The 23,332-nt window shown below is 63.2% G+C and carries 22 protein-coding genes; 6 read left to right on the forward strand and 16 right to left on the reverse strand.

Annotated features, from left to right (window positions below; genetic code table 11):
- Nucleotides 1-6: 6 nt before the first annotated feature.
- From QM596_RS10860 to QM596_RS10900, 9 genes are all read right to left on the reverse strand, one after another.
- Nucleotides 7-516, reverse strand: a complete 510-nt coding sequence (locus QM596_RS10860; protein WP_020907693.1) for a shikimate kinase — start codon at nt 514-516, stop codon at nt 7-9.
- 13 nt (nt 517-529) lie between these two features.
- A complete protein-coding gene (gene aroC / locus QM596_RS10865) occupies nt 530-1,717 on the reverse strand; it encodes a chorismate synthase (RefSeq protein WP_024487252.1) in 1,188 nt (395 codons plus the stop codon).
- 111 nt (nt 1,718-1,828) lie between these two features.
- Nucleotides 1,829-2,527: a S1 family peptidase gene (locus QM596_RS10870; RefSeq protein WP_020907692.1), complete on the reverse strand. Its 699-nt coding sequence runs from the start codon at nt 2,525-2,527 to the stop codon at nt 1,829-1,831.
- A gap of 225 nt (nt 2,528-2,752) precedes the next feature.
- Nucleotides 2,753-3,391, reverse strand: coding sequence for a prepilin peptidase (locus tag QM596_RS10875; protein WP_133728038.1), 639 nt, complete (start codon nt 3,389-3,391; stop codon nt 2,753-2,755).
- Nucleotides 3,392-3,471: 80 nt separating this feature from the next.
- Nucleotides 3,472-4,311, reverse strand: a complete 840-nt coding sequence (locus tag QM596_RS10880) for a shikimate dehydrogenase (protein ID WP_283308935.1) — start codon at nt 4,309-4,311, stop codon at nt 3,472-3,474.
- The gene (gene mltG, locus QM596_RS10885; protein WP_019748362.1) at nt 4,301-5,611 is read right to left on the reverse strand and encodes an endolytic transglycosylase MltG; all 1,311 of its coding nucleotides are present in this window, start codon (nt 5,609-5,611) and stop codon (nt 4,301-4,303) included. The genes QM596_RS10880 and mltG overlap by 11 nt, the downstream gene beginning before the upstream one ends.
- A complete protein-coding gene (gene ruvX, locus QM596_RS10890; protein WP_003944838.1) occupies nt 5,608-6,141 on the reverse strand; it encodes a Holliday junction resolvase RuvX in 534 nt (177 codons plus the stop codon). The genes mltG and ruvX overlap by 4 nt, the downstream gene beginning before the upstream one ends.
- Before the next feature lie 2 nt (nt 6,142-6,143).
- A complete protein-coding gene (gene alaS, locus QM596_RS10895) occupies nt 6,144-8,816 on the reverse strand; it encodes an alanine--tRNA ligase (RefSeq protein ID WP_019748361.1) in 2,673 nt (890 codons plus the stop codon).
- Nucleotides 8,817-8,893: 77 nt separating this feature from the next.
- Nucleotides 8,894-10,306: a replication-associated recombination protein A gene (locus QM596_RS10900; RefSeq protein WP_070386080.1), complete on the reverse strand. Its 1,413-nt coding sequence runs from the start codon at nt 10,304-10,306 to the stop codon at nt 8,894-8,896.
- Nucleotides 10,307-10,429: 123 nt separating this feature from the next.
- On the opposite strand from QM596_RS10900, the gene QM596_RS10905 reads away from it, so the two are divergent.
- Complete coding sequence (locus QM596_RS10905) at nt 10,430-10,810, forward strand: nuclear transport factor 2 family protein (protein WP_019748359.1); 381 nt, start codon at nt 10,430-10,432, stop codon at nt 10,808-10,810.
- A gap of 71 nt (nt 10,811-10,881) precedes the next feature.
- On the opposite strand, the gene QM596_RS10910 is transcribed toward QM596_RS10905, so the two are convergent.
- The 3 genes from QM596_RS10910 to aspS all read right to left on the reverse strand — a co-directional run bounded on the left by QM596_RS10910 (nt 10,882) and on the right by aspS (nt 15,047).
- Nucleotides 10,882-12,063, reverse strand: a complete 1,182-nt coding sequence (locus QM596_RS10910) for a protein kinase family protein (RefSeq protein WP_024487255.1) — start codon at nt 12,061-12,063, stop codon at nt 10,882-10,884.
- Nucleotides 12,064-12,254: 191 nt separating this feature from the next.
- Nucleotides 12,255-13,220 (reverse strand): DUF389 domain-containing protein, encoded by a 966-nt coding sequence (locus tag QM596_RS10915; protein ID WP_019748357.1) that lies wholly within the window; start codon nt 13,218-13,220, stop codon nt 12,255-12,257.
- An 18-nt stretch (nt 13,221-13,238) separates the two neighbouring features.
- Nucleotides 13,239-15,047 carry an aspartate--tRNA ligase gene (aspS, locus tag QM596_RS10920; protein ID WP_019748356.1) on the reverse strand — a complete coding sequence of 603 codons (1,809 nt, stop codon included), beginning with the start codon at nt 15,045-15,047 and terminating at the stop codon, nt 13,239-13,241.
- A 163-nt stretch (nt 15,048-15,210) separates the two neighbouring features.
- Between aspS and ypfJ the strand changes: the two genes are divergently transcribed.
- The 3 genes from ypfJ to QM596_RS10935 all read left to right on the forward strand — a co-directional run bounded on the left by ypfJ (nt 15,211) and on the right by QM596_RS10935 (nt 17,556).
- Nucleotides 15,211-16,134 (forward strand): KPN_02809 family neutral zinc metallopeptidase, encoded by a 924-nt coding sequence (gene ypfJ / locus QM596_RS10925; RefSeq protein WP_021332960.1) that lies wholly within the window; start codon nt 15,211-15,213, stop codon nt 16,132-16,134.
- A 76-nt stretch (nt 16,135-16,210) separates the two neighbouring features.
- Nucleotides 16,211-16,837, forward strand: a complete 627-nt coding sequence (locus tag QM596_RS10930; RefSeq protein ID WP_283308936.1) for an ArsR/SmtB family transcription factor — start codon at nt 16,211-16,213, stop codon at nt 16,835-16,837.
- A 2-nt stretch (nt 16,838-16,839) separates the two neighbouring features.
- Nucleotides 16,840-17,556 (forward strand): SRPBCC family protein, encoded by a 717-nt coding sequence (locus QM596_RS10935; RefSeq protein ID WP_113683608.1) that lies wholly within the window; start codon nt 16,840-16,842, stop codon nt 17,554-17,556.
- Nucleotides 17,557-17,560: 4 nt separating this feature from the next.
- On the opposite strand, the gene QM596_RS10940 is transcribed toward QM596_RS10935, so the two are convergent.
- The 4 genes from QM596_RS10940 to QM596_RS10955 form a co-directional block, all read right to left on the reverse strand.
- The gene (locus tag QM596_RS10940) at nt 17,561-18,961 is read right to left on the reverse strand and encodes a DUF2252 domain-containing protein (RefSeq protein WP_019748352.1); all 1,401 of its coding nucleotides are present in this window, start codon (nt 18,959-18,961) and stop codon (nt 17,561-17,563) included.
- Between the two features lie 31 nt (nt 18,962-18,992).
- Entirely contained in the window at nt 18,993-19,412 is a 420-nt protein-coding gene (locus tag QM596_RS10945; protein WP_007728052.1) for a DUF1622 domain-containing protein, read from the reverse strand.
- A gap of 51 nt (nt 19,413-19,463) precedes the next feature.
- Entirely contained in the window at nt 19,464-20,495 is a 1,032-nt protein-coding gene (locus QM596_RS10950) for an ABC transporter substrate-binding protein (RefSeq protein WP_283308937.1), read from the reverse strand.
- 101 nt (nt 20,496-20,596) lie between these two features.
- Nucleotides 20,597-20,956 (reverse strand): zinc ribbon domain-containing protein YjdM, encoded by a 360-nt coding sequence (locus tag QM596_RS10955; RefSeq protein WP_020969567.1) that lies wholly within the window; start codon nt 20,954-20,956, stop codon nt 20,597-20,599.
- A 113-nt stretch (nt 20,957-21,069) separates the two neighbouring features.
- Here QM596_RS10955 and QM596_RS10960 point away from each other — a divergent pair, with 113 nt between their 5' ends.
- Both QM596_RS10960 and QM596_RS10965 read left to right on the forward strand, forming a co-directional pair.
- Nucleotides 21,070-21,702: a TetR/AcrR family transcriptional regulator gene (locus QM596_RS10960; protein ID WP_024487257.1), complete on the forward strand. Its 633-nt coding sequence runs from the start codon at nt 21,070-21,072 to the stop codon at nt 21,700-21,702.
- 43 nt (nt 21,703-21,745) lie between these two features.
- The gene (locus tag QM596_RS10965; protein ID WP_020969565.1) at nt 21,746-23,317 is read left to right on the forward strand and encodes an MDR family MFS transporter; all 1,572 of its coding nucleotides are present in this window, start codon (nt 21,746-21,748) and stop codon (nt 23,315-23,317) included.
- Nucleotides 23,318-23,332: the final 15 nt, after the last annotated feature.

A 23,332-nucleotide genomic window follows, 5' to 3' on the forward strand; every position in this document is an offset into this window, starting at 1 on the left:
GGTTGTTCATTTGTCTTGAAGTTTCGACACCAATTGCCCGACGACACGCGCCGGGCTTCGGCCGTCCGTCCGAATCCGAATCGTGGCCGAACGCCGGTACAGCGGACGACGACGCCTCATCAGCTCCTGGTACTTGACCTTGGGATCTCCGCCGGCCAGCAGCGGACGATGATTGTTCGCCCCCGTGCGGCGAAGCCCTTCGGCGACACTGATCTCCAGGTAGATGACCGTGTGACCCTGGAGCAGTTCGCGCGTGCGATCGGACAGGATCGCACCACCGCCGAGCGAGACGATTCCGTCGGTGGCCTGCAACGCGTCGCGAACCACCGATTCCTCGATCTCACGAAACCGAGGCTCTCCGTCATGGGTGAAGATCTCCGGGATCGTTCTACCCGTGGTCCGTTCGATCTCGGCGTCGGTATCGACCAATTCGAGTTCGAGTGCCTGCGCGAGACGTCGACCGATGGTCGATTTGCCGGCACCGGGCGGACCGATGAGTACAGCCTTCGGCTTCATCGATACGTGAGTCCTATCGAGGCGGTCGGGCTGCGATGCCCTCGGCGTAACGACGGTAGTTGGCAGTGGTTTCAGCAATGGAATCACCACCGAACTTTTCGAGTGCGGCCTGAGCCACGACAAGCGCAACCATCGACTCGGCGACGACGCCGGCGGCCGGAACCGCGCACACATCGCTGCGCTGGTGGATGGCAACCGCTTCCTCGCCGCTCTCCATGTCGACCGTCGCCAGAGCGCGCGGAACCGTCGAGATCGGCTTCATCGCGGCGCGAACTCGAAGGGCCTCACCATTGGTCATGCCACCTTCGATACCGCCTGCGCGGTTCGTGGAACGCACGATGCCGTCCGGGCCCGGGCGGATTTCGTCGTGAGCCTCGCTGCCACGACGACGCGCGGTCTCGAAGCCGTCACCAACCTCGACACCCTTGATGGCCTGAATTCCCATGAGAGCTGCGGCAAGTCGTGAATCGAGACGCTCGGCGCCACTGACGAAAGTGCCGAGTCCGACCGGCAGGCCGTGGATGACGACCTCGACGACGCCACCGAGGGTGTCGCCGTCCTTCTTGGCCGATTCGATCTCGGCGATCATCGACTCTTCTGCAGCCTTGTCGAATGCGCGGACCGGGCTCGCGTCGATCGCGTCCAGGTCCTTGCCATCCGGCACGGGCCCGACGTAAGGCTCGGAAGCACCGATGGAAATGACGTGTGAAACGACCTCGGCACCGAATACCTGACGCAGGAACGACCGTGCGACTGTTCCGGCGGCTACACGGGCTGCGGTCTCGCGAGCGCTGGCGCGCTCGAGGACGGGACGCGCGTCGTTGAAGCCGTACTTGAGCATGCCGCTGTAATCGGCGTGACCGGGACGCGGGCGCGTCAGCGGGGCATTGCGAGCCTGATCGGCGAGCAGGTCCGGGTCGACCGGGTCGGCGGACATGATGGTTTCCCACTTGGGCCACTCGGTGTTGCCGATTTCGATGGCCACGGGGCCACCGAGCGTAAATCCGTGGCGGACACCACCGATGATGGTGACCTTGTCGGCCTCGAACTTCATCCGCGCGCCACGGCCGTAACCGAGTCGACGACGGGCAAGTTCGGACGAGATGGCCTCAGAGGTCACTTCGACCCCCGCGACCATGCCCTCGAGCATCGCGACGAGGGCGGGACCATGGGATTCTCCGGCAGTTATCCAACGCAGCACGCCGACCATCTTTCCACGTCGCAGACCTCAGTTGTCACAGTGGCCCTCCGGGTGAACGCAGATGGCCCACACGCACGATGCGTGTGGGCCATCTCAGAGGTTCCTGCGGGTCTAGAACAGGCGGAATCCTCCACCGTTGGCATTGATGTCAGCCAAACCGATGTTGATGTCCGCCGAGTTGTCGGGAGCATGGAACGGCGGCGGGAGCGGCTCGAAGCAGTACGGTTCGAAGCCGTTGCTGATCAAGCCCACCAGGCGATCGCCGACGACGAGTGGTCCACCGGAGTCTCCGGGAATCGAGCACGTGTGCTCGACAATTTCACCGTAGACGGAGTCGTAGCCCCAGGTGATACCGCACGTGTTGCCGGTCGAACGGCCTTCCTTGCACACGATCGTGCCCGGTGCCGGCGGAGCGCCGATTCCGTTGATCGTCGTGCCGCCGACGGTACGTAGCGGGGCTACCTTCGCGTCGTCGAGATCGATCACCGCGATATCCGAGACCGGACTCGAGTAGGAGAACCGACCGATGGGGCCGGCTTCGGGCAGGTATTCGGCGAACACCCGGTCCCCGACAACTCCGCAGTGTCCGGCGGTGAGTGCCACGAGCGAGCCGGCGTTGTCGTATCCGACCGCGGTCAACGTGCACGCCGCAACTTGCTCCGGATCGGAATGATCCACGTCCGGCAGCAGGATTCCTGAGCCCCCGCCCAGTGCCACCGACGAAGGTGCAGGCGCGGCGCCGGCGACGCCCGCCCCTGCAGCCACAGCCGCCAAACAGGCTGCCGCAGCGACGAAAAGCCTTGTGCGCATAGGTTCCCCCGATAATCGAGTGCGAAACGAGATTCGTTTTGTCCCATTTCCGAAGCCTCAGTCAACGTCAGGGAGTGGACATTCGGCAAGTCCGACTCGCCGCATGCTGGGACTGCGCGCCTGCGATACCCGCCGTTATGAAACCGACGGTTACGTCTTTCCTGCAGATCACGGTCCGTCGTTGAATAGTCAATAACGCAAGGTTTTCCGCGGATGTTGCACTCGTCACGTCAACCAGGCAAACGCCATCGAACCGCAGGCTGCCAGGCACATCGAGGGACCGTGCGCGATGGGCGAATTGTGGGCTACCGGCCCCGACTGTCGCCGGCCCAGTTTTCGCAGTTCGATCACGACACCCAGGGTTGCGGTGAGCACCGATGCAGACACCAACGACCACAGCCAGGCGTCAGCGCCCACCAATCCGGTCAGAGCGCCCAACGGAAGAGAGAGCTTCACATCGCCGAGACCCATGGAACCAGGCGACATCACGTGCGCCAGGAGGTGGATTCCGGCGAGCAGTGCCGATCCCACTGCAGCAACCCACACCGTTCCCGACGCCGCCGCGTAGACCATCACGACGACGTAACCCGGCAGCGTGAAACTGTTGGGCAGCCGGCGCACGGCCAGGTCGACAGTCGAGATTGCGACGCACCACCACACCACGGCAAGACCTGAGATCAGTTGCACCACCGAGGTATTCAGTGCGCCGACGGCAACCCAACCTGTGGCGACACCGCACTGGGGCACACAACAGAGAGCCACGACTGGTCGATAACCGTGTCGTCGCAACCAACTGTCGACGATCGCCCGAGCACCGACACCACCGACTACCCCAGCGCCTGCCAAGACCACCAACGTCCACATGGTTTCGAGCTTGGTGTCTGGCGTTCACCAGCGGCACTCTACGAATCGTCTTGTGGACTACCTCGACACTGTGAACAGAGCTAAGCGATAGCGGCTGCCATCGCCTCTCGCGGAGCGGGCTTGCCCGTGAACTGCTCTACCTGCCCGAAGGCCTGATTGAGCAACATCTCGAGGCCACCGATCACCGTGCCACCAGCCGCCTCGACAGCCGAAGCGAGTGGCGTCGGCCAAGGGTTGTAGATCGCGTCGAGGACAAATCGTGCCCTCCCCAGTTGCTGGGCGAAAGGCGCGGCCGCTTCTGCGGGAACGGTGCTGACCAAGACCGAGGATTCGGCACAGATCCCACCGAGTCGTGCGTCGTCGAAGGAGACCAGATCAATGTCCAACCCGACAGCACTGCCGCATTCGATGGCACCGGATGCTCGCCCCGGATCACGCGCGACCACGGTGACTGTCCGAACTCCCATGTCGGCCAACGCGACCAGTGCCGGCCGCGCGGTGCCTCCCGCGCCGACAACTACCGCCGAAGTGCCGCTGAGATCGCCGACGCCGCCGGCGATCAACGCACCGCTGACTCCGTCGACGTCCGTGCAGTCGGCACGCCAACCGCCGTCGATGCGAACCAAGGTGTTGGCCGAGCCGATGGTCACCGCTCGCGGTGTGCGTTCGGTGGCATAGTCGAGTGCTGCGATCTTGCCCGGCATCGTCACGGAGAGGCCGACCCATTCGGGGCCGAGTGAGTCAACGAGGGCAGGCAACTGCTCGCCGGTGCATTCGATCCGCTCGTAGGTCCAATCGCTCAGCCCCAAAGCCTCGTACGCGGCCAGATGCAGCAACGGCGACTTCGAGTGAGCGATCGGACTTCCGAGAACTGCCGCCTTACGCGGCGTCGCGAGCGAAGTCGCGGTACTACCGTCCACTGTCGAGAATCCCACTTTGCTGTGCCAGTTCGATGTTGGCCAGATGCTCCTCGTAACTCTTGGTGAAGAGCGTCTGGCCTTCCTTGTTGATCGTGACGAAGTACAACCAGTCACCGGCCGCCGGCGATTCCACGGCCTTCAGCGCGTCGATGCTCGGTGAAGCAATAGGCGTCGCAGGCAGACCGGGCATTGCGTACGTGTTCCAGGGCGTGACGCGCTCACGGTCCGCATCGGTCGTGGCGACCTCGGTGGTGTCGAGTGAGTAGTTGACCGTGGAGTCGAACTGCAAAGGCTGATCGACTGCGAGTCGGTTGACGATCACCCGCGCGACCTTGGCCATGTCGCCAGGCAATGCCTCACGCTCGACCAGCGACGCTGCCACCAACAACTGGTACGGCGACATTCCGACTCCGCTGCCTGCTGTCAGGATCCCGGTGGCCTCGTACTTAGCGGCGCTGCCCTCGACCAACGAACGCAGGATCTCGGTCGGCGTCGCAGTGGGGTCGAAATCCCAACTGCTGGCGGCGATCAGGCCTTCGAGCTGACGGTCCTTGTCCGGCACGCTCTTGACCGACGACATCGCCCAGTCCGGCACGCCGAGCGAAGCCAGATCGGAAGACGCTCCCGCAGTGTTCAATTCGTCCGTCGAGACGCACTTCTGAGCGGAAACCGGGCCGACACAACTCGCCTCGGAAATGAGGTTGTAGATGCCCTTCTTGAGCGAGCCCGTCTGCGCGTCCGAACTGTCGTGCAGCTGACGCCCTTCGGCGATGACAACACTGCCGACTCGGGAGTCCGGGGCAACCAAACTGTCGAGTGCGCTCGCGGCACTACTCTGCACCGGCACCTGGTAGAAGCCGGGTTGTACCTTCTGGATCTCCGACGGATTGGCGATCGCAGCGTTGTAGAAAGCAGCGGAACTCGCGACGACGTTCTTCGCCTCCAGCGTCGCACCGATCTCCGATGCGGTTTCTCCACTGTTGATCTGGATGACCACGGGTGCGCCGCCCGGGCCGGCGAAGTCCTCCGCGGCCTTGTTGCGATCCATGTACCAGAGGGCACCGTAGGCACCGACACCGAGAACCGCGATCACCAACACCAGGAGAGCGAGAACACCAACCTTCTTACCTCGCTTGGCGCGCTTGTTGCGCGCTTCGCGTTGCTTGCGTGCCTCCGCTCGCGACATATGCGGCGGATCGATGTTCTGCGGCAACGCACGCATGACCATGGTCTCGTCGTTGTCGAAGTCGAACGAACTGGTGGGCCGGCTTCCGCCGCCCTCATCCCACCGCGCGTTCACAGATCGCCCTCCAGTGCAGCGTCCTTCGACGACTCCCCTGGTTTCACAGCTCTACTCCGCTCGTCCAGCCAGCCTTGCAGGATTTCCACCGCCGCAGCCTGATCGATCATCGGCCGCTGGCCGCGTGCCTTGACTCCACTTTCGCGGAGGTTGCGCGCAGCCGTGACGGTCGTCAGTCGTTCGTCGGACAGTCTCACCGGGATCGGTTCGACGGCCCGCTGCAGTCGTTTGGCGAATGCAGTCGCGATACCGGCGGCTTTACCTTGCTCACCGCGCAGCGTCTGTGGCAGTCCGACGATAACCTCAACGGCCTCGTATTCGGACACGATGGCGATAATGCGCCGGATATCCGGCGCGTCGGGCCCACGCTCCTTCGAGCGTGGAACCGTTTCCACCGGTGTCGCGAGGATGCCGTCGGGGTCGCTTGACGCGACGCCGATGCGAACACTGCCGACGTCGATGGCGATGCGCCGCCCGCGACCAGGGTCGTCGATGCCGGGGCGATCGGGACCCTGCTGCGTAGCCACCACCGTCAGCTGCCGCCCGCCAGCTCTCCGACTCTGTCCCGGATCGCATCGAGCGCCGCCGGGATTCCGGCGGAGTCCGAACCCGAGCCCTGGGCCATGTCGGGCTTTCCGCCGCCGCGGCCACCGATCTTGGGACCGAAGGACGCGACAAGCTCGCCGGCCTTCACACCGAGACCCTGGGCTGCCTTGCTGGAGGCGACCACGAACGGGACCTTGCCGTCGACGTCACCGAGGAGAGCTACGACGGCGGGTTCGGAGCCGAGTCGGCCCTTGATGTCCGTGACGAGGCTGCGCAGATCGTTGCCGCCGACTCCCGCGGGAGCAGGCTCGGCAATGACCAGGACGCTACCGATGCGCTTGGCCTTGGCGACGTACTCGCCTGCCGACGCCAGCACAGCCTTGGCCTTGGTCTGCTCGAGTTCCTTCTCGGCCACCTTGAGTCGCTCGACGAGCGCCTCGACGCGGGCGGGTACCTCTTCCGAAGGAACCTTCAGTGAGGAGGAGAGTCCGGCGAGGAGAGCGCGTTCCTTGGCGAGGTAGCGGTAGGAGTCCAAACCGACGTACGCCTCGACGCGTCGGATTCCGGAGCCGACCGACTGCTCACCGAGCAGCGTGACCTGACCGATCTGGGCGGAGCTTCCGACGTGAGTACCGCCGCACAGTTCCATCGAGAACGGACCGCCGATTTCGACGACACGAACCTCGTCCCCGTAGTTCTCACCGAAGAGTGCCATCGCACCCATCGCCTTGGCCTTGTCGAGATCCGTGACAAATGTGTTGACCGCGTAGTTGGACGCCACGGCTTCGTTGGTGAGTGCCTCGATGTCCTGCTTCTGGGAGTCGGACAGCGCGCCCTGCCAGGAGAAATCGAAGCGGAGGTAACCCGGCTTGTTGAGCGAACCCGCCTGAACGGCGTTGGGGCCGAGCACCTGACGCAGCGCCGCGTGCACCATGTGGGTACCGGAGTGCCCCTGGGTTGCACCCTTGCGCCACTCGGCGTCGACGTGCGCGAGCACGACGTCGCCCTCGGTGATCTCGCCCTTCTGCACCGTCACCTTGTGCGTCCAGACCTTCTTGGCGATCTTCTGCACGTCGTTGACCTTGGCTTCGAGGCCCGGCGCGGTGAGCGAACCGATGTCGGCGATCTGTCCACCGGACTCTGCGTAGAGCGGGCTGCGGTCGAGGATGACCTCGACGTCCTGACCGGCCTTCGCGACCGGCACGCGGACACCGTCGACGATCAGTGCGAGGACGTGAGCCTCGGAGACGAGCTCGTCGAAACCGGTGAACTCGGTGGCACCTCGATCGAGCAGTTCCTTGTAGACCGTGAGGTCCGCATGCGCGTGCTTGCGCGCTTGAGCGTCGTCCTTGGCGCGCTTGCGCTGCTCGGCCATGAGCGTGCGGAAGCCGTCTTCGTCGACGGTGAGACCGGCCTCGGATGCCATTTCGAGCGTGAGGTCGATCGGGAAGCCGTAGGTGTCGTGCAGTGCAAACGCCTGATCGCCGGCGATGACCGACTTTCCGGACGACTTGACCGTCTCGGCAGCATTCTCGAACAGGGCCGAACCCGAAGCCAGCGTCTTGAGGAACGCGGTCTCCTCACCGACGGCAACGTTCTCGATGCGCGTGAAGTCGGTTTCCAGAACCGGGTACGACGGCGCCATCGTGTCGCGGACGACGATCATGAACTCGCGCATGGTGGGCTGCTCGCTGCCGAGCAGTTTGGCCGAGCGCACGATGCGACGCAGCAACCGGCGCAGGACGTATCCGCGGCCGTAGTTGCCGGGGTTCACACCGTCGGCGATCAACATCGCGGCGGTGCGTGCGTGGTCGGCGATGACGCGGAAACGGACGTCAGAAGTGTGATCGGTCCCGTACACGCTGCCGGTCAGTTCGGCAGCCTTGTCGATGACGGGGCGGAGAAGGTCTGTCTCGTAGACGTTTTCGACGCCCTGCAGGAGGAACGCAACGCGCTCGACGCCCATGCCGGTGTCGATGTTCTTCTTCGGCAGCGGTCCGAGGATCGGGTAGTCGCCCTTGTTGGTGCCCTCGCCGCGCTCGTTCTGCATGAACACGAGGTTCCAGATCTCGATGTAGCGATCCTCGTCGGCTTCCGGGCCACCCTCGACGCCGTACTCGGCGCCGCGGTCGTAGAAGATCTCGGAGCAGGGGCCGCACGGTCCGGGAATGCCCATGGACCAGTAGTTGTCCTTCATGCCGCGGCGCTGGATGCGCTCTTCGGGCACACCGACCTCGTCGCGCCAGATCGAGAACGCTTCGTCGTCGTCGAGATAGACGGTTGCCCACAAGCGCGTGGGATCGATGCCGTATCCGCCGTCCTCGACCGAACCTGTCAGCAACTGCCAGGCGTGGGAGATGGCTTCCTTCTTGAAATAGTCACCGAAGGAGAAGTTGCCCGCCATCTGGAAGAAGGTGTTGTGGCGGGTGGTGATGCCGACCTCTTCGATGTCCAGGGTGCGGACACACTTCTGCACAGACGTCGCGCGCGAGTAGGACGGCGTCTGCTGCCCGAGGAAGAACGGCACGAACGGAACCATGCCCGCGTTGACGAACAGAAGGTTCGGGTCGTCGAGAATCAGCGAGGCGCTGGGCACCTCGGTGTGGCCGGCCTTGACGAAGTGGTCGAGGAATCGCCTGCGGATCTCGTGGGTTTGCACTAACCGGTCCTTACCTTCAAGAGCGTCGAGCTATGGGTGTCCAGACTAACGCGTCGACCGGTGGAACCTGGCAGGCGTCAGCCACGAACGATTCGGCGGAGTTTGCTCACCCGATCGGCGATCTCTCGCTCGTTGCCGTGTGCGGTGGGCTGGTAATAGTCGACACCCACCAGATCGTCCGGTGGATACTGTTGCCGCAGAACACCATCACGTGTGTCGTGCGGGTACTTGTATCCGACTGCGTTGCCCAATTGCTCGGCACCCTTGTAGTGCCCGTCACGCAGATGCGGCGGTACCAGTCCGGATTTTCCGGCGGCCACGTCGGCCATGGCTGCACCGAGAGCGGCGATCACCGCACCCGATTTGGGAGCCGTCGCCAGATGAATGGTGGCCTGTGCCAGCGCCAGACGAGCCTCCGGCATACCGATCAGCTGCACTGCCTGGGCAGCGGCGGTGGCAGTCTGCAGCGCCATCGGGTCCGCCATGCCGATGTCCTCGCTGGCATGAACCACCAGACGCCTCGCGATGAAACGAGGGTCTTCGCCCGCGGTCAGCATCCGAGCGAGGTAGTGCAGGGCGGCATCGACGTCGGAGCCGCGAATGCTCTTGATGAAGGCGCTGATGACGTCGTAGTGCTGATCCCCGGCACGGTCGTACCGAACCGCGGCCTTGTCGACACTGGCCTCGACGGTCGCGAGGTCGAGCACCACCGGGCCCGGAGCGTCACCGGCCGTGTCCAGTGCAGCTCCGGCAGCGGCCTCGAGTGCCGTCAGGGCTCGGCGTGCGTCACCGGCTGCCAGACGAACGAGGTGTTCCATCGCGTCGTCGTCGATCGCGATCGCTCCCCCGAACCCGCGCTCGTCGGTGACCGCACGCTCGAGCAGTTCCTGGACATCCGCAGCGGTGAGCGATTGCAGTTGCAGGACCAACGAGCGCGACAACAGCGCGGAGACGACCGAGAAGGACGGGTTCTCGGTGGTCGCGCCGACCAGGAGCACGATCCGGTTCTCGACCGCGGCGAGCAAGGCGTCCTGCTGGGTTTTGGAGAAACGATGGACCTCGTCGATGAACAAGACGGTCTGTTCGCCGTTCAGCAGACGACGGCGGGCAAGTTCGATGACACCGCGGACTTCCTTGACGCCGGCGGACAGGGCAGACAATGCCTCGAACCGACGGCCGGTAGCGCCCGAGATCAACGACGCGAGCGTGGTCTTGCCGGTGCCGGGAGGTCCGTACAGAAGTACCGATGCAGCGCCGGACCCCTCGACCATTCTGCGCAGCGGAGCACCAGGGCCGAGCAGGTGCTGTTGACCGACAACTTCACCGAGAGTGAGGGGGCGCATGCGGACAGCCAGAGGAGCACCAGGCGGCACCGAGGACAATGCGCGCTCGGCGACAGACACGACATCGGGTTCGTCGACGATCGCGGATTCCTCCGGAGTTGCCTCGAACAGGCCGTCTTCCGCCACCACGCCGTCTTTCGCCCCCACACTGTCTTCCGCTTGCCAATCGCTCACGAATCGACGCTACTAGAGACCACCGACGCTTGACACAACCCGCAGTTCCGCCAGCCCTCACGTCCTCGGCAAAGGCGCTGTAATAGCGTTGTCGCCATGAGCACCTCCGAGATCGCCACCGTCCTCGCGTGGCACGATGCACTCAACTCCCAAGACATCGACACGCTTCTGCAGTTGTCAAGTGACGACATCGAGGTAGGCGGCCCCAAGGGCGCGAGCCAGGGACTCGCTGCCCTGCGCGAGTGGGCCACCAACGCCGGCATCACGCTCGTCCCCGGGAAGATGTACGTCCACCATGGCGTGGTCGTCGTCGAACAGACCGCAACGTGGGCGGCCGAACCGGACAAGTCCGCGACCCTGGCCTCGGCTTTCCGAGTCGTGGCCGACCAGGTGACGTCGACGTTCCGCCATCCTGATCTGGCGACGGCGCTCGCGGCGACGGACCTGTCCGAGAACGATCTGGTCTCCGACAACTGAGCGGACTCGACCGAAAAAGGGCGCTCGTGCTGCATGCACGGGCGCCCTTCTGCGTGTGATCAGTCAGAAACTCAACTGAACTCGGTGCGCAGCGCCGCCACGACGTCGCGGGCGTGTGCCTCGACGGCGTCGTTGCCGGCGAGCTTCGCCGAACGCGCGAGTCTTGCCCAGCGTCCCACCAGTGCGTCGGCCCGTGGAATCGAGAGATAGTGCTCGCGGACAGCGGCGATACGTGAATGATCCTCGGGCAGGTACAGATAGGTGCTGAGCCAGACCCAGATGAGTTGGGCCTCGACGATCCTGCGCCCCAATTCGGCCTCGTCGGCCAGGGCCGGCCACATCCCGACGACCTCGGCCCGCCAGGCATCGACCATCGCCGACGCCCGCTCTTCGGTCAGATCGATGTTGCACAGGCAACCGGGGAACGACACCAACGCGTAGGTGATGTCGAGGAGGGCGTCCCGGTAGCCACCCCACTCGTAGTCGAGGAACTGCACGCCGTCGTCGTTGACGATGATGTTGTCTGGGCACAGGTCCGACGGACTGAAGGCGCGGAATCGACCGCCACTGAACAGTGTCTGCGCGTGCTGAACCTGCTCGAGAATGTCCGAACTCACATCGATGCCGAGACTTTCCACCAACATCGCGGGAACACCGGCCACTGCGCGTCCCACCTGATCCGCCACTTCATCGGAGCAATGGGCGACCTCGGCTCGACGCAGCAGTGCGGTGAAGTCGTCCTCACGGCCGACGGTCGCGGCGTGCATGCGCCCCATGGCCTGCGCCATGGCCATCAGCGTGTGAGTGACGGTGTCCGGGTCGGAGTCTTCGAGTCGGACGCTGATTGCGGTGGCGTCGCCGAGATCACTCAGGATCAAGAGGCGAGCATCGAGGTCGGACGCCAACAGTTCGGCGCCGGGGCGTGCGTCCTTGGCAAGCGCGTTGGCGAACTGATACGACACCGCTTCACGAAGGAAAGCGGTCTCGACGTCGAAGTCACCTTCGGACGCGGCGGGGAGCGCAATCGCGGTTTTGGTGGCTCCCTGGAAGTTGTCGCGGACCTGCTTGATCACCAGCGTTCGAGGCAGCGAGAACGGGTTCTCGGCGACACGTACGCGTAGCACGACGGTGCGGCCACTCCCCCCGAGATCGACTGGATCCACCAGGGTTACGGGTGCCCCTGTGCGGCGTGTCAGCAACTGCTCAGCAGCTGCGACGACTTCGGAAACGGGGTCTGCCAGTAATGCGGTCATCACCGACCAACTTACCCGTTAGTGACTCCGATCATGCCCAGCTCATCCACTCACAGCGGCGAATTCAAGCTCTCACAGCGACAGAAATTGCCGCCTACCTGCGGTGATGACAAAAGTCCCTAATCGCCACACCGGCACACAGTTCTCGCGAGAATTCTGCTGTCGGTGAGCAGAACTCCGAACCGGCGATGTCATGGAGTTTTGTCCTCGTCGACAAATCGAGAAATGCCTTTCAACGCTGCTTCGAATTCCTCGTCGGCCCGGGTTCTGACCCAGAGGACGAGCACGCAGGCAGTGACGATCCCGACCAGGTTGACAGCCAGTTGCAGCGACGACAACCCGGCGATCCGCCATTCTCCGTTTGCTGCCGCAACCACCGCGAAACCGGCGGCAGGAACCGTGGTGACGGAGATGAACACTCCGACCAAGGCAGCGGACTTCGACGAGACGAGTGCCAGCATTCCAGCCGCACCGGCAAGAAGCGCGACGACAAACGAGATGGGCCCGACCTTGTAGACGAAATCGACCTCGTGGAGCGATTCGAGACTCACGACGTCCATCCACCCGAAGAACTTCACCACGAACGTTGCGGCGAGAGTCACGCCCATCGCGATGGGGAATCCGACGGCGAGCGCGAGAATCGAACGTCGACGCAACCGTCGATCCCGCCGTACGAGTGCCACAGCCAGCGCGGCCAGCGGCCCGAACTCCGGGCCGACGACCATGGCGCCCACGATCGTGATCTGAGAGTCGGTGACAACGCCGATTGCCGCGAGCAGACATGCGATCGTCAGGAACGCGACGAACAATCCGTTGAGAGTTGATTCTTCCCGAGTGCGGGACAGCAATTCCTCCCACACGACGGAATCCGCGGGATCACCCGGCACGTCGCGCTCAGCTTTGCGCGCCGCCGCCGACAACACCGTCTCGACTGGTACGAGCGTCATTCCGCCGTCCTCGGCGACGCCGAGAGCGGTCAGAGCATCGACGACGTCGTTGGCCGCCTCACGGGCGACGTCGGCCTCCACCATGTCGCCGGCGGGATGAACCGCGACATCACGTAATACGACGATGTGTGTCGCGCCCCGCTGCGACGCGAGCGCACCGAGAACTTGCTCGGTGCGCTCGGTCGGGCAGATCACCCGCAAATGCAGCATGGCGATCCGGTGTCGGCTCTACTTGGCTTCGACGGTGTCGCCTTCGGACTTCTTGTCCTCTGACTTCTTCTCGGGCTTCGCATCAATACCCGATTCCTTGCGCTGCTGCGCAGAAATCGGTGCCGGAGCATCCGTCAGCGGGTCGACGCCGCCACCGGACTTCGGGAACGCGATGACCTCACGGATGGAATCCATGCCGGCGAGGAGAGCGGTGATGCGGTCCCAGCCGAAAGCAATTCCGCCGTGCGGAGGCGCGCCGAAGGCGAAGGCGTCGAGAAGGAAGCCGAACTGCTCCTGCGCCTCTTCCTCGGAGATACCCATCACCTTGAACACTCGTTCCTGAATGTCCTTGCGGTGGATACGAATACTGCCGCCGCCGATCTCGTTGCCGTTGCAGACGATGTCGTAGGCGTAGGCGAGAGCGGAATCCGGATCGGTGTCGAACGTGTCGAAGAACTCCGGCTTCGGCGACGTGAACGCATGGTGCACGGCGGTCCAGGCGGAGTGGCCGAGAGCAACGTCACCGGATGCAGTGGCGTCGGCGGTCGGCTCGAACATCGGAGCGTCGACGATCCACACGAAGGCCCACGCGTCGGGATCGATGAGATCCTTCTTGCGGGCGATCTCACCACGGGCAGCGCCGAGGAGAGCGCGCGTCGACTTGGTCGCGCCCGCTCCGAAGAAGATGCAGTCGCCCGGCTGGGCTCCGACGTGAGCGGCCAGGCCCTCACGCTCGGCGTCGGTCAGGTTCTTGGCAACGGGACCACCGAGAGTGCCGTCTTCGCCGACCAACACGTACGCCAGGCCCTTGGAGCCGCGCTGCTTCGCCCACTCCTGCCAGGCATCGAGCTGCTTGCGCGGCTGGCTTGCACCACCGGGCATCACGACGGCGCCAACGTATTCGGCTTGGAAGACGCGGAAGGTCGTGTCCTTGAAGAACTCCGCGCACTCGACGAGTTCGATACCGAAACGCAGGTCCGGCTTGTCGCTGCCGTAACGACGCATTGCCTCGTTGTAGGTCATGCGATCGATCGGCGTCTTGATCTCGTGGCCGACGAGCTTCCAGAGCGCCGTCAGGATTTCCTCGGCAAGCAGGATGATGTCGTCCTGGTTGACGAAAGCCATCTCGATGTCGAGCTGAGTGAACTCGGGCTGACGATCGGCGCGGAAATCCTCGTCGCGGTAGCAACGCGCGATCTGGTAGTAGCGCTCGATGCCGCCGACCATGAGTAGCTGCTTGAACAGCTGCGGGCTCTGCGGCAGTGCGTAGAAGCTACCGGGCTGCAGGCGTGACGGTACGAGGAAGTCACGGGCACCCTCTGGCGTCGAACGCGTAAGCGTCGGAGTCTCGACCTCGACGAACTCGTGGTGCGCGAGAACGCCGCGCGCTGCGGCACTTACCTTGGAACGCAAGCGAATTGCGGATCCGGGCCCTTCACGACGCAAGTCGAGGTATCGGTACTTGAGGCGTGCTTCTTCGCCGACCTGATCGTCGAGCTGGAACGGCAGCGGTGCGCTTTCGTTGAGAACCTCGAGTTCGGTGGCGTTGACCTCGATTGCTCCGGTGGGGATCTCGAAGTTCTGGTTGCCCTCGGGGCGAACCTCGACCGTTCCGGTTACGCGAACGCAGTATTCCGCGCGCAGACGGTGCGCCTGCTCGGCCACGTCACCTGCCCGGAAAACTACCTGCGCAACTCCGGATGCATCACGGAGATCGATGAAGATCACTCCGCCGTGATCACGACGCCTGGCTACCCAACCGGTGAGCGTTACGGTCTGCTCTGCCTGCTCGGGTCGCAATGAACCGGCGAGATGTGTGCGCAGCACGGGATTCCTTTCGAACTACTTCCAATAACCGATGACCGACTACTTTGCCTGCGATCCTACGGAGCGAACTGCGCAGAGCGGAAACGCGGACCCGCATCGCATGCGAAGCTATCTCCAGAAGTGACGGCAAGCACTTGTTCACGACAGCAGAAAGCGGACATAGATGACCTTCAACGAGGGGGCCCGCGGCGAAGCGGGACGCGTTCAGGTTCAAGGCGGCGGGGGCGGCGGTGGCCGCGGCGGCAAGATCGCGATCGGCGGTGGCGCGGGCGGCATCATCGTTCTGATCCTGGCGCTGTTGTTCGGCGGTGACCCCGGCTCACTACTGGGCACGTCCACCGAAACTTCGAGTTCGTCGACCGGACTGTCGTCGGTCGACGAGTGCACCGGCGCTCAGGCAAACGCCGATGTGAACTGCCGCGTCACACTGACCGTCGGAAGCCTCGACGACGTTTGGGAACAGCAGTTGGTCAAGCAGACCGGCACGGCATACGTGCGACCCGAAGTCATTCTGTTCAGCGGTTCGGTCAACACCGGTTGCGGCCAGGCGTCGAGTGATGTCGGTCCGTTCTACTGCCCGGCGGACCAAACGGCGTACTTCGATACGAGCTTCTTCCAATTGCTCGTCGACCGTTTCGGTTCCAGTGCCGGACCGCTCGCACAGGAGTACGTGGTCGCTCACGAGTTCGGACATCACATCCAGAATCAGCTCGGCGACATCGGCCGCGCGCAAGCTGACCCACAGGGCGAGCAGTCCGGCGCGGTTCGCACCGAACTCCAGGCCGATTGCTACGCCGGCGTCTGGGCACATTTTGCGGACACGATTCCCGACGAAGCGACCGGTCAACCATTCCTGAAGCCCTTGTCCGAGAGCGATATTCGGGACGCCCTCTCGGCGGCGTCATCGGTGGGCGACGACCGCATCCAGAAGTCCACGACCGGTCGGGTCAACCCCGAAGGTTGGACACACGGTTCCTCCGCACAGCGGCAGGCGTGGTTCAAGACCGGATACCAGACCGGCCAGATTTCGTCGTGTGACACGTACTCGGCGCGGGATCTGAACAATCCGCCCGATCTGAAGCGGTAGAGAACCTCCGAAATACCATCCCGCCGACAATTTTTTCTGTCTTGACAGATTTGGTTGTCGGTGGGATGGTTTTCTCATGTTGGAAGTTGCAGTCATCGATCGTCCCGCAGCTGCCGAGGCCTCGCTCGATCCGATCCGCCAACGGATTCTGGCTGAACTGGCAGTCCCGGCATCAGCATCCTCGCTGGCACCCCGAGTGGGCTTGACGCGCCAGAAGATCAATTACCACTTGCGCACTCTCGAGGAACACGGACTCGTCGAACTCGTCGAGGAGCGCAAGCGGGGAAACATGACGGAGCGGATCATGCAGGCCAGCGCCGCGTCGTACGTCATCTCCCCCGCTGCAATGTCCGCGCTCGCGCCGGACCCGAGCCGGTTCCCGGATCAGCTCTCGGCGCGCTGGCTCGTCACTCTCGCGGCGCGGATCGTCCGAGAGGTCGGCGAACTGATCGCCGGCGCAACTGCGGCCGGAAAACCGTTGGCGTCCTTTGCCATCGACAGCGACATCATCTTTGCCACGGCGGCCGACCGCGCCGCCTTCGCCGGCGAACTCGGGGAGTCGATCAACTCACTTGTGGCCAAATACCACGACGGCAATTCCGAAGCCGGGCGCAAACACCGCTTGGTTGTCGCCCTGCATCCCAGTCTCACCACACCCCACGTCACCACACCCCACGTCACCACGCCCGAAACGGAGCAGTAGCGATGTCCGAGAAATTCGAAATCCGCCGCGAGGTGGTCGTCCCCGGAACTCCCGAGCAGATCTGGGCCGCAATCTCGGCAGAGACGGCCGGCTGGATGTTCCCGTCCCCGCTCGAAATCCCTGCGGACGGCAGTAGTCCGGACAGCCCGATCATCGCGACGTGGGAGCCGCCCCGCGAGCTAGCCATCCACATGCAAGGCCCCGACGGCTGGTTCAACAACCTCGAGTACGTCGTCGAGGCCCGCGACGAGAGCACCGCCGTTGTCCGCTACGTCCACGCCGGAGTGTTTGCCGAGGACTGGGACAACCAGTACGACGGCGCGAGTAAGCACACGGACTTCTACCTGCACAGTCTCGGCCAATACGTGCGGTACTTCGCCGGCAAACCCGTCACCTATGTCTCAGCCGAAGGCCCGGAATCCTCGTCCTCGCCGCAAGCGATGGGAACGCTTCGCAGCGCCCTCGGAATCACCTCGGGCACCGCTGTCGGTGAAGCCGCGTCGGTGGAAGTCCCCGGAATCGGAACCGTCGACGCGATTGTCGACTACATCAACGACTGGTTCATCGGCTTGCGTACCGAGGACGCATTGCTGCGGTTCTACGGACGAAACGCCTTCGGCGGCACCGTCGACGCGGCCCATCACCTCTTCGCAGAGGGCGCTGACGGTGGATCAGCAACGGCAGCGTGGCAGGCCTGGCTCGACGGCGTGTTCGCCTGAGTCGTCACACTCCCCGCTCTGCTGACACGCGACCGTCGTCGATCGCGGTCAGCAAAGCGGCATGATCGCGTGCGTTGCGTTTGGCGTAGGCAGCCGCGAACTCCCCGATCGCGAAATCGAATTCGGTTCCGTCACCGAGATATTCGGCGATCGCAATCCGATCGGACGAGCGAGCATGCGCATAGGCCAGGACCCTCGCGCATAGTCGCCCGTAGAGTTCCATCCCTTCAGGTTTCATGGTTTCGATGACCGCTGATCCCTTGCCGTCCCGAAGTTGGCGGATGTAGAAGTCGTGCTCATCCTCGTCGAGTCCCGGTCCGCGCTCCCACCCCAGGAAGATGTCACTGGTGGCCTGCATCAGGCGCTGCCCGTTCACTACTCGTTCGCCCTCGTTGGAGAAGGTGGGGCCATCGACGTACGCCGAGAGAACGGACGGCTGCGCCTCCTTGACCTGCAGGATCAACGGATCGTCGTCGTCGACGCCTTTCATCAGGATCATCCACGCGCGCGTTCCGACGCTCCCGACACCGACAACTTTCCGCGCGATGTGCGTCATCTCGAAGCTTTCGAGCAACACCCGACGGTCCCACTGCAACGTGCTTCGATAGGAACGAACGCGCTGACGTAGCAACTCCTCGATCTGAGTGAGGTCGGTGCCCGCGAACAATTCCTCTGCCGGCACGATCAGCGGCGGGTCACTGATGAACCGCCTTCTCCCGTCGACGATTTCGGTGAATTTGCCGGCAGCCTGAGCGCTGTCTCGGCGACGAGCCTTGTCCAACGTCGCCTGGGTCCGCTCGAGCATTCGCTTCTTCAAATCGACGCGAAGTTCTTCCAGTCCGTCTTCGGGTGCGATGTGCGCGTACCAAACTGCGAGGTTCCCCAATCCTGCCTGAGCGATCAGGGTTTCGCGATACTCGGCCGCACACCCGCGAACGATCTTCTTACGCTCTTTGCCGGAGTATCCGTTGTCCTTCGCTGCGATCGCCAAACTGGCGGCCAGCCGTTTCACGTCCCATTCGAACGGCCCCGGGTACGTTTCGTCGAAGTCGTTGATGTCGAACGCGAGCTTTCGCTCGGGCGTCGCATAGATACCGAAGTTGCTCAGGTGTGCGTCGCCGCAGAGTTGGCTGTTCAGGCCGGAATCAGGGCTTCGGGACAAGTCGTCCGTCATCACCAGGGCAGCACCACGGAAGAACGAGAACCGGGACGCCGACATGCGCCCGTATCGGATGGGCACCAGGTCCTGTACCCGCGACTTCGCCTGCAATTCCAGCAGTGATATCGGATCGCGGTCACTCTCTGTCAGATCCGCGAGCGCGGCCAATGGCGTATCTCTACGCGCCTGGCGGCCGCGCGCCCGCCTCTCGTCGACAGTGGGATGCTCGGTACGCACTGCTGTCATCTGCCCGACCTTTCACTCGCAACGGCTATCGCTACGAACTCGACGCGTCGGGCGTCGTTCGGCCTCCTGATCCGCGCGCTGCGCGTACCAGGAGTTCCGGACTTGACACCAACGCCTTGCGCCACGGAAGTACCCCGTCGATCTCGATCTGAATCGACAGGCTCAACACGGTCCGAATCAGAACGATCATGCCCAGAACTGCGGCGTCGGTCAGCGACGGTGAAGACGTCACAGTCTTCACCAGATCAGCGGCGACAAGGATCTCGAGCCCGAGAAGGATGACCGCACCCATCGTCTCGCGCAGAGTGCGAAACGCTGAACTACCGTCGCGCGTTCGACTCCAGGCGCGCCCCGCGATCACGAATGCAAACACGAACCCGAGGACCATGGCGACAACACCGAGTACTTCGAACCATTCGGTGACAAGCTCGAAGAACCTGATTTTGTCCATGATCATGATTCTCGAGGTAATGCACCGATAAGTCGAGGTGACACGACGGAGTCAGCTGAAGATCCGCTCGATATCGTCGAGTCGCAGCTCGGTCGCGCGAGGAGAATAGCCCGAGCCCCACAGGCTGTCGTCGACGTAATGGATGTTCCCCGAGCGGACAGCGGGAAGACGCTCCCAGAGCGGGTTCATTGCCAACTGCGCGCGGACGTCCTGCTGGTCCTGGAATGCACCCACGATGATCACGTCGCTGGTCACCTGATCGAGTTGCTCCGCTGTGAGTGTGCGGGTGAACTCCTCCGATGTAGCTCGATCGCCCGGGAACCCGAGAGCATCGAGAAGAGCGTCGACCTGGTTGTAGACGACACCGTTTTCGCCGGTACGCAGCAGCGTCACCGACGGTAGCGAGCCGAGGGCCGAGAGCCGATCCTTGATTGTGAGGAGGCGCTCTTCCGTTCTCGCGTTCAATTCCGCAGCAGCTTCTTCCCGTCGGACCGCGACGCCCATCGAGGTGACCAACTTCTTCATCTCGTCCCACGTGAGGTACCCGTTGAAGCCGGCGAACACTGGAACACCGGTCGCAGAGAGTTCGTCGTAGGACTTTGCCGCATAAGCATTTCCGGCGGTCAGGACCATGACGATCAGATCCGGCGACGCGCCGATGATCGCTTCCTTGTTCCACGTTCCCGCCGTGCCGAGGTTCGGGATGTTCGCCGCCTCCGGCATCGTGCGCAACACCGCGTCGCCGCCCACCCCTTCGAGACCGAAGAAGCCGCCGACGATCTTCTCCGGCGGCACACCGAGGTCGAGGACCGTCGCCATGGCGCTGACGTGGGCGATGACCATTCGCTGCGGATCCGACGGAATCTCGACACTGCCCGTCTCATCCTGCACTGTGACGAGACCACTTGGCGCCGAGCCGTTTTCGTCACTGCTGCACGCTGCCAGCAATGTCGCAGCCGCGACACCGAGCCCGGCGCCGAGGAATCCCCTGCGTGTCAGCGCATCGACGATGCGTTCCCACTGCTCGTCTGTATCGAGTGTGGTGTTATCGAGTGCGGGCGCCAGGCAGATCGAGTTCGGCACAGTTCGGTCCATTCGTTCGAGCGGTCGAAGATCTCCTCGATTGTGGCTATCGAACCGTCGAAACTGAACAGGATTTCGAGCCGACATCTATCGCTGTCCGGTCACACCTTCTTGACGACACTCGACTTCAATTGCATCGGTCCGATGCCGTCGACCTTGCAGTCGATGTCGTGGTCGCCAACGCCCTGGACAAGGCGGATGTTGCGCACTTTCGTACCTGACTTGATGCCGGTCGGACTGCCCTTCACCTTGAGCGTCTTGACGACCGTCACCGTGTCTCCGTCGGCAAGGATGTTTCCTACGGCATCTTTCACCACACCCAGTTTCACCACACCCGAGTCCTCGCCGGCACTATCGGTCGGCGCCCACTCGTGCGCGCAGGACGGGCAGACCATCAACGCGCCCATCTCGTAGGTGTATTCGCCGGCGCACTCGGGGCAAGGGGGCAAGGTGTCTTCCACGCGGTTCATCCTATCCACCAGGCACCCGATCCCCATTTTTGCATTTCATGAGGCATTCTTGGGCGAAATATTGCATTCGATGAAACTTTGCACTCTGTGCAATTATGGATGAAATGGGAACCGAAACTCTCGGATTGCGCGAACGAAAACGAATTGCGACGAGGCAGCTGATCGAGCACACTGCCGTCGAACTCGTCCTCGACCTGGGCTATGACGAAGTGACCGTCGAGAAGATCTGCGAGGCCTGCAATCTGTCGACCCGCACGTTCTTCAACTACTTCCCCACCAAGGACGCGGCGATCGGTGGGCTCATGCTCGTCGTGCCAAGTGAGGCAACCATGCTCACGCTCATCGGCGAGCACCCGGACGATCCGCTGCGCGGCGCCCTCGCGGTATTCGAGGCGGCGATGCAGATCGTCGACGAGCGACCCGATCTGCTCGCGCATCGGCGCGAATTGTTCGAACGTCACCCCACGCTGTTGCAACAACATCTGGCCACCTTCCACGATCTTGAAGACACACTCACCCGGATCCTCACGCGGGAGTTGTCGCACAGAACCGAGTATCGCCGCCTGCATTCGGATACAGCCGCTGCCGACGAAGCCACGGCAACGGTCATCACCGCAGGCGCCGCGATGCGTTACGTCTTCCGAAAATGGCAGAACAGTGAACGGGCAAGCCCCAGAACCGACTTGCTTGATCCGGCACTACTCCTGATGGCTCGAATACTCAGGTCCGAGAGCTGATCCACACTCTCTCGCACCAGCTGTCACTCAACTAAGGAACTACATGTCCACTCGAGAAGCTGCGACCGTCGAGCCCGACGGCACGCATACCGATACCGAGGCCGCGCCGGACAAACGGTCGATCATCCTCGTTTTTGTCGGGCTTATGATCACGATGCTTCTGGCATCGCTCGACCAGATGATCTTCAGCACCGCGCTCCCGACCATCGTGGGTGAATTGAACGGCGTCAACCACATGGTCTGGGTGACGACGGCATACATCCTCGCCTCGACCGTCATGATGCCGGTGTACGGAAAACTCGGTGACCTGATCGGGCGCAAGGGCCTCTTCATCGGCGCCATCAGCATTTTCATCGTCGGTTCGGTGATCGGCGGTCTGTCCCACGACATGACCACACTCATCGCTGGTCGAGCCGTGCAAGGACTCGGCGGCGGCGGATTGATCCTGCTGTCCCAGGCGATCATCGCCGACGTCGTCCCGGCCAGGCAACGCGGCCGGTACATGGGTGCGATGGGCGGCGTGTTCGCACTGGCTTCGGTTGCCGGCCCCCTTCTCGGTGGATGGTTCACCGAGGGCATCGGCTGGCGCTGGGCATTCTGGATCAACATCCCCCTCGGGCTCCTCGCAATCGCGAGCGCAATGGCATTCCTTCACCTGCGGAAGCCGAACCTCGGCAAGCCTCGCATCGACTATCTGGGAATGGTCTTGGTCGCAACGGCCGCAACCTGTCTGATCCTGTTCACCACCTGGGGCGGCAACACCTACGCCTGGGGGTCAGGCGTCATCATCGGGTTGATCATCGGCTGCATCGTGACCGCAGTGGCGTTTGTCTTCGTCGAGAAGCGTGCTGACGAACCGGTAATTCCGATGCACCTGTTCGCTCAACGAAACTTCGTGTTGACCACGGTCGCGGGTCTGATCATCGGCATCGCGATGTTCGGTGCGCTCGCATACCTGCCGACCTACATCCAGATGGTGACCGGTAAGAACGCCACCGAAGCAGGACTGATGATGATTCCGATGATGGCAGGCCTGCTGGTCGCCTCCATCGGATCCGGTCAGCTGGTCAGCAAGACCGGCCGCTACAAGATCTTCCCCATCGTCGGAACATCCATCGTCGCAGTCGCTCTTGTCCTGCTCTCACGTCTGACGCCGTCGACCTCACTGCTGGTCTTCGGTTGCTACATCGCACTCATGGGTATCGGCCTCGGCCTCGTCATGCAGATCTTGATCTTGATCGTGCAAAACACCTTCCCCGCGGCCGAAGTGGGAACGGCCACCGCGTCGAACAACTTCTTCCGTCAGATCGGTGCGTCGTTGGGCAGCGCGATCGTGGGCAGCCTGTTCGCCTCGCGTCTGACCAATCTCCTGGCCGAGCGACTCCCCGCGAATGGCGGCGCGGTCGGTGGTGACGAGAACTCCTTGACCCCGGGAATCCTCTGGAAGTTGCCCAGCCAGGTTCGCGAGATCATCGTCGGTGCGTACAACGACGCGCTGGCGCCGATCTTCCTGTACCTCGTCCCCTTGGTCATCGCGGCAGTTGTCCTGTTGCTCTTCGTCAAGGAGAAGCCACTCGCGACGACGATCGATCGCTCGGCACCCCCGCTCGAGTAATTGACTATCGTGGCG

It is taken from the genome of Rhodococcus sp. IEGM 1406 (assembly GCF_030056745.1).
Lineage (GTDB): Bacteria > Actinomycetota > Actinomycetes > Mycobacteriales > Mycobacteriaceae > Rhodococcus_F > Rhodococcus_F erythropolis.

Coding starts and splice junctions, on each gene's coding strand:
- QM596_RS10860 (WP_020907693.1), bottom strand. CDS start 516: ATGAAGCCGAAGGCTGTACTCATCGGTCCGCCCGGTGCCGGCAAATCG.
- QM596_RS10870 (WP_020907692.1), bottom strand. CDS start 2,527: ATGCGCACAAGGCTTTTCGTCGCTGCGGCAGCCTGTTTGGCGGCTGTG.
- QM596_RS10875 (WP_133728038.1), bottom strand. CDS start 3,391: ATGTGGACGTTGGTGGTCTTGGCAGGCGCTGGGGTAGTCGGTGGTGTC.
- QM596_RS10905 (WP_019748359.1), top strand. CDS start 10,430: ATGAGCACCTCCGAGATCGCCACCGTCCTCGCGTGGCACGATGCACTC.
- QM596_RS10910 (WP_024487255.1), bottom strand. CDS start 12,063: ATGACCGCATTACTGGCAGACCCCGTTTCCGAAGTCGTCGCAGCTGCT.
- QM596_RS10915 (WP_019748357.1), bottom strand. CDS start 13,220: ATGCTGCATTTGCGGGTGATCTGCCCGACCGAGCGCACCGAGCAAGTT.
- ypfJ (WP_021332960.1), top strand. CDS start 15,211: ATGACCTTCAACGAGGGGGCCCGCGGCGAAGCGGGACGCGTTCAGGTT.
- QM596_RS10930 (WP_283308936.1), top strand. CDS start 16,211: ATGTTGGAAGTTGCAGTCATCGATCGTCCCGCAGCTGCCGAGGCCTCG.
- QM596_RS10935 (WP_113683608.1), top strand. CDS start 16,840: ATGTCCGAGAAATTCGAAATCCGCCGCGAGGTGGTCGTCCCCGGAACT.
- QM596_RS10940 (WP_019748352.1), bottom strand. CDS start 18,961: ATGACAGCAGTGCGTACCGAGCATCCCACTGTCGACGAGAGGCGGGCG.
- QM596_RS10945 (WP_007728052.1), bottom strand. CDS start 19,412: ATGGACAAAATCAGGTTCTTCGAGCTTGTCACCGAATGGTTCGAAGTA.
- QM596_RS10960 (WP_024487257.1), top strand. CDS start 21,070: ATGGGAACCGAAACTCTCGGATTGCGCGAACGAAAACGAATTGCGACG.
- QM596_RS10965 (WP_020969565.1), top strand. CDS start 21,746: ATGTCCACTCGAGAAGCTGCGACCGTCGAGCCCGACGGCACGCATACC.